Origin of the sequence: Devosia sp. (assembly GCF_028290645.1) — a bacterium.
In the GTDB taxonomy this organism is placed as follows: domain Bacteria; phylum Pseudomonadota; class Alphaproteobacteria; order Rhizobiales; family Devosiaceae; genus Devosia_A.
Window position 1 is genome coordinate 1 of the sequence record NZ_JAQGJL010000055.1, and the last position, 10,399, is coordinate 10,399.

Below are 10,399 nucleotides of genomic sequence, written 5' to 3' on the forward strand. Positions count from 1 at the left end.
TCCCTCCCCCTAGTGGGGAGGGATCAAGGGTGGGGGTGGCCCCACCCTCGGTGCTTACAGTTACCGCCCGCCGATCACCCCGACATAGTCGCTGACCCACCGGTAATACGGCACGCATTCGCCCGTCGCGCACTTGGCGGTCGGGGTTCGCCAGAAGCGGATCTTGTCGAAGTTCTCGTAGCCGTTCATCGTGCAGCCCTCGTCGGTGAGGAGTTCGTTGCCCTTGCAGGCGGCCGGCACGGACGGCACCGTGCCGAACCAGGCCGACACATCGCCCTGCACCTTGGGCGAGAGCGAGTGCTCCATCCACATATAGGCGCAGTTCGGATGCGCTGCCTCCGAATGCAGCATCGTGGTGTCGGCCCAGCCGGTGATGCCTTCCTCGGGGAAGGTCGAGGCCACCTTGGCACCCTCGGCGACCAGCACATTGACCATGAACGGCCAGGAGGACGAGGCGACGACGCCTTCGTTCTTGAAGTCGTCCATCTGGATATAGGCGTCGTGCCAGTAGCGTCCGACGAGAGTGCGCTGCACGCGTAGCAGGTCGAGCGCCGCCTTGTACTGGTCCTCGTTCAGCGCATAGGGGTCGGTGATCCCCAGCTCGGGCTTATGGGCCATCAGGTAGAGCGCCGCATCGGCGATGTAGATCGGTCCGTCATAGGCCTGCACGCGCCCCTTGTTGGACTTGCCGTCGGGGAGGTTCATCTCCTCGAACACCACGTTCCAGCTGGTCGGCGGCGTCGCTCCGAACACCTCGGTATTGTACATCAGGACGTTGGCGCCCCACACGTACGGCGTGCCGTAATGGACACCATCGACCGTGTGCCAGGGGGCGTTCTGCAGCCGCTCGTCGATCGTCGACCAGGAGGGGATCAGTGCCGTGTTGATCGGTTGCACCCGCTTGCCGGCGACCAGGCGCAGCGAAGCGTCGCCCGAGGCGGTGACCAAGTCGAAGCCGCCCTCGTTCATCAGGGCGACCATTTCGTCGGAGGTATTGGCGGTCTTCACCGACACCTTGCAGCCCGTGTCGGCCTCGAACTTGGTGACCCAGTCGTAGTTGGGGTCGGTCTCGCCGCGCTCGATATAGCCGGCCCAGGCGACGATCGATACTTCGCCCTCGCCCGCGCCCAGCGTCTGCAGCATTTCCTGCGCAGCCACCTGGCCGGTGAAAGTCGCAACCATGGTCAAGGCCGTACACGTCTTGAGGATGGATTTCATCGGTTTCTCCCTGCTCGGGCGGCGCTCCCAAATGCGCACAATGCCCTTGTTTGGGAGCTTATCGGGCATCCGAACATTCGCAAATGCATTCGGCCGTGGGCAGCAATCGGAAAAACCGATTGCTGCTATCGTTCCTGGGCAGACCGGCCACGCGGCGAATGCTGCTGCTGCGCGAGGCCGATGAAGTCGCGCGCCGCCTGCGTCAGCTGGCTGCCCCGCCGCCAGACCATCCCGACCTGAACCACCGGGAGCGAGCCCGAGATATCCCGGCTCTCGATCCGATCGCCCTCCAGCGACCACGGCCGGTAGACCAGATCCGGCAGCAGCGCGATCCCGGCCCCGGTCGCGACGAGGCTGCGCACCGCCTCGACCGAGCGGGTGCGGAATGCGACGTGCGGCTTGGCGCTGAACGCGGCGAGGAGCTTGCCAGTATTCTCCTCGGTCTCGTCCACCGTCAGCATGATCAGCGGCTCGGGCACGATGTCCGACACCGAGATGATGTCCGCCCCCGCCAGCCGATGCCCGAGCGGGAGCCACAGCCGATACGCCGACGTCTCGAAAATCTCCGCCTGCAGCGCCACCCGGTCGCGCAGGTTCGAGATCACCATCACCGCCACGTCGAGCTCTCCACCGATCAGCAGATGCTCGAGATAGTCACCATTGTCCTCGATCGCCGAGACGTTGACGTTGGGATAGGCCCGGCGGTACCGCGCCAGAAGGTCCGACAGCACATACCCCGCCACCAGCGAGGTCACCCCCAGTTGCAGGGTCCCGCCCGCCGGTGTCTCGGCTTCGCCAAAGCTCCGGCGGGCATCCGAGACGCTGGCGAGGATGCGTGTCGCGTGCCGATAGAACTGGTGCCCCTTGTGGGTGATCGTCAGCCCGCGCCGGTGCCGCTCGAACAGCGTTACGCCCAGATCGGTCTCGAGGTCCTTGATCGCGTCGGTCACCGCCGACTGGCTGATCGACAGCGACTGCGCTGCGCCCGAAACCGTCCCCTCCTCGGCGACCGAGATAAAGTACTGCAGCTGCCGGAGGGTGAAGGCCATGATCCACTTAAGCATCCGGACGTTCGCCGCTCAATCCGGCGATAAGCGGACTGCGGCGTGAACGAACGTTCCTCTCAAGAAGGCGAGGAGGACCGCAGAGCCACATCCTTCGCGGCTGGTCAGTCGGTGTGACCGCCAGCGTTGGCCCGGATCAGCCGCAACACTTTCAGCGCCTCTTCTTCCTTGTCGGGGCCAACGCCCTTGAGCCAGGTCTTGAATACGCGCTGGCCTTCCTCGTTCATGAGCTCGAACACGGGAACGGCGGCGTCGCAAAGATAGACCCGGCGTACCCGGTTATCCTTCGGGTCGGCTCGCCGCTCTATCCAGCCCTTGGCCTCGAGCCGCTCCAGCACGCCCCCGGCCGAGGCGCGGCCGAGTTGCATGATCACTGCCAACTCGGTCTGCGTCACGCCCTCCTGCTCGAAGATATGCATGAGCGCCCACCACTGCGAATGGGTGAGCTGGTGACGCGCCATGACCTTGTCGAAATGGACGCTGATGAGCCGCGACAGCTCATGCATCGTGTACAGCAGCTCTTCGTGGTCGATGTAGCGCGGCAACCGCCGCTCATAGGCTCGAAACTCTGCGACAGTCTTCATTTTTCTAGCCATTGCGCATGCCCCCGCCATGGTTTGGTTGCCACTCTATAGCGCTTCGGGCGGCTCAAGAGAAAGTGCTCTGTAGCGACGCATACAATCTTGGATTGGCAAGGACCGTATGCTACCAAACAAATGTCGAACGAGACCGGGCAAACGGTCCGTGCTGGGAGATGCGCCTGAATCTAGGGAAATGCAGTCATCACATGCGACCCCGGCCGACCCTTGGGGCGGGCCGAGTGAGGCGTTCAACGCCGAATTGGGAGGAGTGTAGCAATGACCAAAAAGCAGGGTCCCGGGTCGAAAGGTCCGACACAGAAACTCGCGAAGGCCGGCGTCAGCCGCCGTGACTTCTTTACCAAAGGCGCAGCCGCGAGTGTCGGCGTCGTCGGGCTCGGGCTTGCCGGCGGCGTAGCGCAAGCGGAAGGCATGGCCGAACGCACTGGCTGGGACCACGAGGCCGATGTCGTCGTGCTTGGCAGTGGCGGCGTAGGCCTCGCCGCTGCCGTAAGAGCGCGGGACCTGGGTGCTTCCGTCATTGTGCTGGAACAGAACTATGACGTCGGGGGCAAGATGGCTCATTCCGGCGGGTGGGTTTCGCTGGGTGGCGGCGACCATATCCAGGAACGTGATCGGTTGGGGCTCGACCCCGACAACCTGGGCCTGGGCGCACCGGTATTGCCTGCGGAGGAAGTCACGGATGACCCGGACACGCTCTTCCGTGACATGACCGACTGGTCGGTCGTCAACGACGGCGGCACTGCGGAATACCGCTACAACGACCCCGAGCTACTGCGGGCCTGGGCCGACAATGCCGCACAGGTGCGCCGGTTCATGTCGGACAACTATGTCCGCTGGTCGCGCATCACGGGGTCCAACCTGGGCAGCGGGATGAGCAAGGCCCGCGCGCCGTGGGCGATCATGAAGATCGGCGACAGTACGGACATCGAAGCGGGTACGATCACCATCGAGGACAAAGGTGACAGCGACAACGAGAAGAACTCGCCATTCAACCCGATGTATTGGCCGCCCGCTCCGCCGGCCACGGCATTTGGTGCTCCCGGCTACGTATTTGGCGGGTTCGTGGTGGCACGAAGCCTCGAATACAGCGCGCGCAAGAAGGGCGTCCAGTTCATGGTCAACCGCCACATGGACACCATCATCCGCGAAGGCAGGGACGGGCGGGTCCTGGGTGTGACGGCCAGCTATTCGCCGCGCTACAACCCCGAGACGGGGGAGCGCCTCGAAAGCTGGTGGAACAACGGCAATATTGAAGACAAGAACCCGGTCATCCATGTCCGCGCCCGCAAGGGGGTGATCGTCGGAACAGGTGGCTGGATGGGAAACGTGAACTTCCGCACGATGTTCGACCCGCGCCTGCGCGAACCGTCTTTCCAGTACAGCGTCGCCGTCATGGGCGATCGCCATGAAGACGCCAGCGGCATCATTGCCGGCATGAAGGTCGGTGCAGCTCTTGCCGGTCTCTACCAGGGCAACAACCACACGCTGGGTTCGCCGAGGCTGAACCTGCGGGTCGGCACGAGTTCGCGTTGGGACGCAACTTTTCCCGGACACCCGGCGGCGCTTTTTGTCCGGTCTGCCGGCGTCGATGTCAGCTCGGAGTGGATCATCGCCGTCAATCAGGTGGGCCAGCGCATCTATGATGAAAGCTCGATGGATGCAGAGGCGCTGCTTGGTGCGACGTACCCGCCGGGCATGTCGGGAACCAACAAGCCGTTCAGGGCGCTCGACTGGAACAACTCGAGCATCGAGCATGTCCGCAGAACATATGCCATGAGCGGCATCCATGCCGCGGCGCTGGGCATCAACGAAGGCTCGCGCGGGCCCGACTTCACCTCCGGTCCGGTATGGGCGATCTTCGACCAGGGGGCGGTTGACGAAAACGGCTGGGAGATTCGGCCGCCCTATATCGCCGACCCGCCGGACGGCTTCTTCTTCAGGGCCGACACGCTTGCCGAACTGAGCCGCATGGTCATCGGCAACCCGTACCAGCACATGCATCTGACCCATCTCGAAGATACCGTGGCGAGGTACAACGCTTCGGCAGAGGCCGGACAGGACGATGAGTTCGGCAAGCCGATAATGCATAAGATCGAGACGGGACCGTTCTATGCCGCGCTCATGCCGGTGACCGTAAACGACTCCTATGGCGGGCTCAGGATCAACGGCAAGACGCAAGTCGTCGACCTGGACGGCAACGTGATCCCCGGGCTCTACGCTGGAGGCGAAGCCAGCGGCGGCGGCAGCCAGCACGGCATCGGCCGTGCCGCTGTGCAGGGCTACATGGCGGGGACGCACGCAGCCCTTGAGTCCGGGACCTGACCAGGCTTGCCTCAAACGGCCGCGGGGCAGCGCTCCGCGGCGCCGCTATCCCTGAAGGATGAACGATGACACTTCGCTTGGCAGGTGCTAGCACCGCGCTTCTCGCAGGCGTGCTCACCCTCGGGGTAGTGCTGTCGCTGCCTGTGCTGGGCGAGGGCAGTCCCAGTAGCCCGGCCCCGTCGAGCAACGCGGCTGGCGCCGCCCCTGCTGGCGCCTCGGACGCGGACATCCTCCTCGCGGGAAAGCGGGTGTGGAGCGACGCTGCGTGCTACAATTGCCACGGAAACAACGGTCAAGGCGGACACAGCGCGGATTTTCCCGCCGGGCCAAGTCTCAGAAAGTCCGTGCTTGATCCCGAGTCGATGCTGATGATCACCGAGTGCGGCATCCCCGATACCCGTATGCCGGCCTGGCTGAAGGGCGCCTACACCGAGCTTGAATGCTACGGAAATCCGATCGGCCCCGCGCCGTCCGGTATTCTGGTCAGCGGCGCCTATTCCGAGGACCAACTCAAGGATCTCGTGGCCTACGTCCAGGTCGCCTTTATGAAACAGCCCATGCCGACATGGTCGGATCGGTAGCCACTCCGCAAAGTCCCTGCTCGATATAAGCGCCCTTGCCACGCCTCGAATCCGCCGCCAGGCGAGGACACTTCTGAGCCCGAAAGCAAACGGGGCGGTCGGGGCCGCCCCGTTTTCGTCTGCTTACAGGTGGATGGGCTCCTTGCGGTGCCAGTTCTCCAATTTGCGCGAGGGCTTGTGCGGCCGCATCGCCCACTCGATGCCGTTGCCGATCACCTTGTGCACCATCGGGTTGTGGTAGATCGGGAAGGTCTCGTGGCCGGGGGAGAAATAGAAGATGCGGCCCAGCCCGCGATAGAAGGTGAGCCCCGAGCGGAACACCTCGCCGCCCTTGTACCAGCTGATGAAGACGATCTCGTCGGCTGCCGGGATGTCGAAGGGCTCGCCATACATTTCCGAGGCCGGGATCTCGAAGAAGGGCGGCAGGCCTTCGGCGATCGGGTGGGCCGGATTGGTCACCCAGACGCGCTCGAGGTCGCCCTCGGGCAGCTCGCGCCAAGCGAGGTTGCAATTAGTGCCCATCATCCGGCGGAACATCTTGGAATGGTGCCCCGAGTGCAGCACCACGAGCCCCATGCCTTCGAGCACGCGCTGCTGTACGCGGTCGATCACCTCGTCCTTCACCTCGTCATGGGCGACATGCCCCCACCAGGTGAGCACGTCCGTGCGGTCGAGCAGCTCCTGCGGCAGGCCCTGGTCCGGATCGTCGATTGAGCGCCGCTCGATTTGAAAGTCGCGGTCCCTGAGGCCGGCGGCGAGCGCACCGTCCATCCCGTCGGGATAGATCTTGGCGACCGGCGGGTCGTTCTTTTCGTGGCGGCCTTCGTTCCAGATGGTCAGGCGAATAGTCACTTCGGTCTCCAGGTAGAGCGTTTCCAGGAAAAGTTGCAGACTTTTCCGGTTCGGAAGCGCGACAAACTACAATTCCAGTCACGCCGCGATGACGCGGCCGGATTGGTCGAACAGGTGGAAGGCGTCGTGGTTCATGGCGAGCTGCACCGGCTCGCCGGGGCTCATGGCGAGGTCGCCCTGAACGCGCACCAACAGTGTTGCATCACCGCTCGTCACGTTCAGGTAAGTCTCAGCCCCCAGCCGCTCGACGATTGCGACGGTCGCCGCAAAGTCGGCCTTGCCGGCGTCATCGACGGGCCGGATTTCCTCGGGGCGGATGCCGAGCGTCACGCGCTCGCCGATCTTGCCCGCGAGCGACCGGCCCGGCAGCGGCACCGACCAGCCGGCATCGGCGCGGAAGCTCGTCACGTCGCCATCGGCGCCGAGGGTGCCGGAGAGGAGGTTCATCTTCGGCGAGCCGATGAAGCCGGCAACGAAAGTGTTCACCGGGTTGCTGTAGAGGGCGATCGGCGTGTCCCACTGCTCAACCCGGCCCTGGTTCAGCACCACGATGCGCGAGGCCATGGTCATCGCTTCCACCTGGTCATGCGTCACGTAGACGATGGTGGGCTTCAGTTCCTGGTGCAGCTTCTGCAGCTCGGCGCGCATCTGCACGCGCAGCGCGGCATCGAGGTTAGACAGCGGCTCATCGAACAGGATCACCCGCGGCCGCTTGATGATGGCGCGGCCGATGGCGACACGCTGGCGCTGGCCGCCCGAAAGCGCCGCCGGCCGGCGGTCGAGCAGTTCGGAAAGCTGCAGCAACTCCGCCACCCTGCCGACCTCGCGGCTGATCTCGGCCTTTGGCACCTTCTTCAGATCGAGCGAGAAACCGATGTTCTGCGCCACCGTCATGTGCGGGTAGAGCGCATAGGACTGGAACACCATGGCGATGCCGCGCTGGTCGGGCGGCACGTCGTTGATGCGCTTGCCGTTGAGAACCAGGTCGCCGCCGTCGATGGTCTCGAGCCCCGCGATCATGCGGAGCAGGGTGGATTTGCCGCAGCCTGAAGGGCCGACGAATACCGTGAACTCGCCGTCGGCGACGGCGATGTCCACATCGTGGATCACCTGCACATGGCCGTAGCGCTTGTTCACGCCTTTGAGTTCGATCATGGGAGTGGACATCGCTAGCCTTTGACGCCGCCGGAGAAAGTCTGGACGAGGAACCGCCGGGCAAAGCTGAAGGCGATGACGGCAGGGATGAGGTAGACGACCGCGATCGCAGCGAGGAGCCCGTAGTCGATCTCGTTGACCCTGAGGAACGCGCGGAACAGACCTAGTGGCAGCGTGCTGAGCTCGGCGGACGAGAGCAGGATCAGCGGCAGCAGGAAATCGCCCCAGGCCGACATGAAGGTGAAGAGCCCGGCCGCCGCGAGCCCCGGCAGCGCCAGCGGGATCAGCACCCGGCGGATGCGCTGTACCAGCGTTGCGCCATCGAGGATCGCCGCTTCCTCGAAGTCCTTGGGCACGCCGTCGAAGAACACCTTCATGATCCACAGCGCCAGCGGCAGCTGTCCCGCCGTCAGCACGATGATGAGGCCCAGATAGCCGTCGATGAAGCCGAAGATCTGCATCACCTGCCGCGAGGCGCTGCCGAAAAGGGGGCGGACCACGGCGCCCTCGGCATTGTTGAAGCCGAGCAGGATCTTGTAGAGCGGCACCAGCAGCGCGGTCGACGGCAGCACGCGGATCAGCAGGATGGCGTAGAGGAAGGGCTGCTTCCACCAGGCGCGCGAGCGCGACAGCGCATAGCCGCCGAGCCCTGAGATGATGATCACGAGGATCGTCGCGCTCAGCACGGTGAACAGCGAATTGCCGAACCAGCGGTAGCCGTCCTCCTTGTTGAAGACACGGCTATAGTTGTCGAGCGTCCAGCTGTCGGGCCACTTGAGGAACAGCTGCGCGTTGCTGTCCACGGAGGCCAGCGCCATCCAGACAAATGGCAGGAGGCAGAAGATCGAGATGACGATCAGCGTCCCGTAGGCGGTGATGCTGGTCAGTACGGTACGTGAGCTGCGGACTTCGGCCATCAGACTTGCACCCTGAGCGCGCGCACATAGCTGATGCCGAAGAGCAGCGAGATGAGCAGCGCAACCACCGCGCCCGCTGCCCCATAGCCAAGCTGGAAGGTCGTGAACGACTGGTTGTAGATGTAGACGCTGATCACTTCGGTAGCGTTGCCCGGGCCGCCGCGCGTCAGCGCGTAGACGAGGCCGAACACCGAAATCGTCGAGACGGTCGAGATCAGCATGTAGAGAAATATTGTCGGCGCCATCAGCGGCAGGGTGATGCGCATGAAGGTCTGCCGGGCGTTCGCCCCGTCCATGCGGGCGGCCTCGTAGACCTCGCTCGGGATGGCGGCGAGACCTGCGGTGAGCAGGATCATCGCCGTGCCGATGCCGCGCCAGGTGTTGACCATGGTGACCATGAACAGCGGGAAAGTCTGCAGCCAGTCGGCCCAGGGCAGGCCGAGAGCGATCATGATCTTGCTCAGCGTCGCGTGATCGCCGCCCGCCAGCATCGAAATCCACATGAAGCCGGCGACCACTTCCGGCGCGGCGTTGGGGAGGAGGATCGCGGCGCCAAAGACCTGGCTGCCGACCTTGCGGCCCCGCAAGGCGATCGCGGAGATGAAGCCGAGGACGAACTGGCCGATGATCGCCGAGCCGACGACGAAGACGAAGGTGACGAACAGCGAGTTCCAGAACCGCGCGTCCGAAAACAGGCGGAAATAGTTGGCCGCGCCGACAAAGCGCGGCCGTTGCGCCGCGACGCCGGTCAGCGCCTCGTTGGTCATGCTCAGATAGACCGAATAGAGCGCCGGATAGATTACCAGGATCAGCAGTGGCAGCAGCGCGGGCAACAGCAGCAACAGCATCTGTCGCTCTCTGCGCTTCTGGAAGGCGTCGCTGATCATCTGGGACCCGGAGTGTTGGAGCGGCGCGGTTTCATCTCAGGGATGAAGCCCAAGCCGCCGGGGCAGGCGCCCGCGGGCGCCGTCTATCTCGAATTGGGTGGAGACGCGGGGGTGGCCCCGCGTCTCCAGCATCGGCGGCGGAGGAGAACCTGCCGACGCCTATTTCACCGCGTCCGGACCGAGCGTCTCGGTCACGTAGTCGACGAGGATCTTCTGCGCGCCAGCGGCGTCCGTCTCCTTGCGGAGCAGCGCCTCGGTCGCCCGCGCCACGCCCTCCGAGACGACCGACATGCCGCTCGCCTGCTTCAGGTACGTGCCATGCTCGGCCGCAGCCTGGATTGGAACGAGTTCGGTCAGCGCCTGGAACGCGGGATCCTTCTGAACGGCGTTGCTCGACGGGATGTTGCCGATGCGGGCCGCGGAGTCGATCTGGAACTGCAGCGAACCGGTCTCGAGCAGGGCCTTCTTCGCGAGGTCGAGATTGGCGGCCTTGGCGTTCACCGCCCAGGGAGCTGCGAGGTTGGCGAGCACGTACTCGCCGTTCTCCTGGCCCGGGTCGGCCCAGGTGCCGACGACCTTGGTCACGTCCGGAATGGGGTTCTTGCTCTCGCGACCCCAGTCGAAGATGTAGCACCACGAGCCGCAGGTGGTCGCGGCAAGCTCGCCATGCGGGAACATCTCATACTTGGGGATCACCCAGGGCTCGGGCCCGAGCAGCGGCTGCACCGGCATCAGGTCGTTGTCGATCAGGTCCTTGTAGAACTGGAAGACATCCCGGACGCCCTCGCCGTTGAGGTCGAA

General features: G+C 64.4%; 9 protein-coding genes and 1 pseudogene. 2 read left to right on the plus strand and 8 right to left on the minus strand.

Annotated features, from left to right (window positions below):
* Nucleotides 1-60: 60 nt before the first annotated feature.
* From JWQ89_RS02950 to JWQ89_RS02960, 3 genes are all read right to left on the minus strand, one after another.
* Nucleotides 61-1,218, minus strand: a complete 1,158-nt coding sequence (locus JWQ89_RS02950; RefSeq protein WP_299638267.1) for an ABC transporter substrate-binding protein — start codon at nucleotides 1,216-1,218, stop codon at nucleotides 61-63.
* 125 nt (nucleotides 1,219-1,343) lie between these two features.
* Nucleotides 1,344-2,267 carry a LysR substrate-binding domain-containing protein gene (locus JWQ89_RS02955; protein ID WP_299638278.1) on the minus strand — a complete coding sequence of 308 codons (924 nt, stop codon included), beginning with the start codon at nucleotides 2,265-2,267 and terminating at the stop codon, nucleotides 1,344-1,346.
* A gap of 119 nt (nucleotides 2,268-2,386) precedes the next feature.
* Entirely contained in the window at nucleotides 2,387-2,866 is a 480-nt protein-coding gene (locus JWQ89_RS02960) for a MarR family transcriptional regulator (protein ID WP_299638269.1), read from the minus strand.
* Nucleotides 2,867-3,139: 273 nt separating this feature from the next.
* Between JWQ89_RS02960 and JWQ89_RS02965 the strand changes: the two genes are divergently transcribed.
* Nucleotides 3,140-5,206 carry an FAD-dependent oxidoreductase gene (locus tag JWQ89_RS02965; RefSeq protein WP_299638271.1) on the plus strand — a complete coding sequence of 689 codons (2,067 nt, stop codon included), beginning with the start codon at nucleotides 3,140-3,142 and terminating at the stop codon, nucleotides 5,204-5,206.
* A gap of 65 nt (nucleotides 5,207-5,271) precedes the next feature.
* A complete protein-coding gene (locus JWQ89_RS02970) occupies nucleotides 5,272-5,787 on the plus strand; it encodes a cytochrome c (RefSeq protein WP_299638273.1) in 516 nt (171 codons plus the stop codon).
* 123 nt (nucleotides 5,788-5,910) lie between these two features.
* On the opposite strand, the gene JWQ89_RS02975 is transcribed toward JWQ89_RS02970, so the two are convergent.
* From JWQ89_RS02975 to JWQ89_RS02995, 5 genes and pseudogenes are all read right to left on the minus strand, one after another.
* The gene (locus JWQ89_RS02975; protein ID WP_299638274.1) at nucleotides 5,911-6,639 is read right to left on the minus strand and encodes a ThuA domain-containing protein; all 729 of its coding nucleotides are present in this window, start codon (nucleotides 6,637-6,639) and stop codon (nucleotides 5,911-5,913) included.
* Between the two features lie 78 nt (nucleotides 6,640-6,717).
* Nucleotides 6,718-7,794, minus strand: a complete 1,077-nt coding sequence (gene ugpC / locus JWQ89_RS02980; protein WP_299638275.1) for a sn-glycerol-3-phosphate ABC transporter ATP-binding protein UgpC — start codon at nucleotides 7,792-7,794, stop codon at nucleotides 6,718-6,720.
* 14 nt (nucleotides 7,795-7,808) lie between these two features.
* Entirely contained in the window at nucleotides 7,809-8,711 is a 903-nt protein-coding gene (locus tag JWQ89_RS02985) for a carbohydrate ABC transporter permease (protein WP_299638276.1), read from the minus strand.
* The gene (locus JWQ89_RS02990; RefSeq protein ID WP_299638277.1) at nucleotides 8,711-9,598 is read right to left on the minus strand and encodes a sugar ABC transporter permease; all 888 of its coding nucleotides are present in this window, start codon (nucleotides 9,596-9,598) and stop codon (nucleotides 8,711-8,713) included. Before JWQ89_RS02990 ends, JWQ89_RS02985 begins: the two co-directional genes overlap by 1 nt.
* A 159-nt stretch (nucleotides 9,599-9,757) precedes the next feature.
* Nucleotides 9,758-10,399 (minus strand): annotated as a pseudogene (locus JWQ89_RS02995) (ABC transporter substrate-binding protein); the annotation flags it as partial.

What these genes read in the sequence shown, in the direction of transcription:
- JWQ89_RS02950 (WP_299638267.1), bottom strand. Translation starts at nt 1,218, where the DNA reads ATGAAATCCATCCTCAAGACGTGTACGGCCTTGACCATGGTTGCGACT.
- JWQ89_RS02955 (WP_299638278.1), bottom strand. Translation starts at nt 2,267, where the DNA reads ATGGCCTTCACCCTCCGGCAGCTGCAGTACTTTATCTCGGTCGCCGAG.
- JWQ89_RS02960 (WP_299638269.1), bottom strand. Translation starts at nt 2,866, where the DNA reads ATGAAGACTGTCGCAGAGTTTCGAGCCTATGAGCGGCGGTTGCCGCGC.
- JWQ89_RS02965 (WP_299638271.1), top strand. Translation starts at nt 3,140, where the DNA reads ATGACCAAAAAGCAGGGTCCCGGGTCGAAAGGTCCGACACAGAAACTC.
- JWQ89_RS02970 (WP_299638273.1), top strand. Translation starts at nt 5,272, where the DNA reads ATGACACTTCGCTTGGCAGGTGCTAGCACCGCGCTTCTCGCAGGCGTG.
- ugpC (WP_299638275.1), bottom strand. Translation starts at nt 7,794, where the DNA reads ATGATCGAACTCAAAGGCGTGAACAAGCGCTACGGCCATGTGCAGGTG.
- JWQ89_RS02985 (WP_299638276.1), bottom strand. Translation starts at nt 8,711, where the DNA reads ATGGCCGAAGTCCGCAGCTCACGTACCGTACTGACCAGCATCACCGCC.
- JWQ89_RS02990 (WP_299638277.1), bottom strand. Translation starts at nt 9,598, where the DNA reads ATGATCAGCGACGCCTTCCAGAAGCGCAGAGAGCGACAGATGCTGTTG.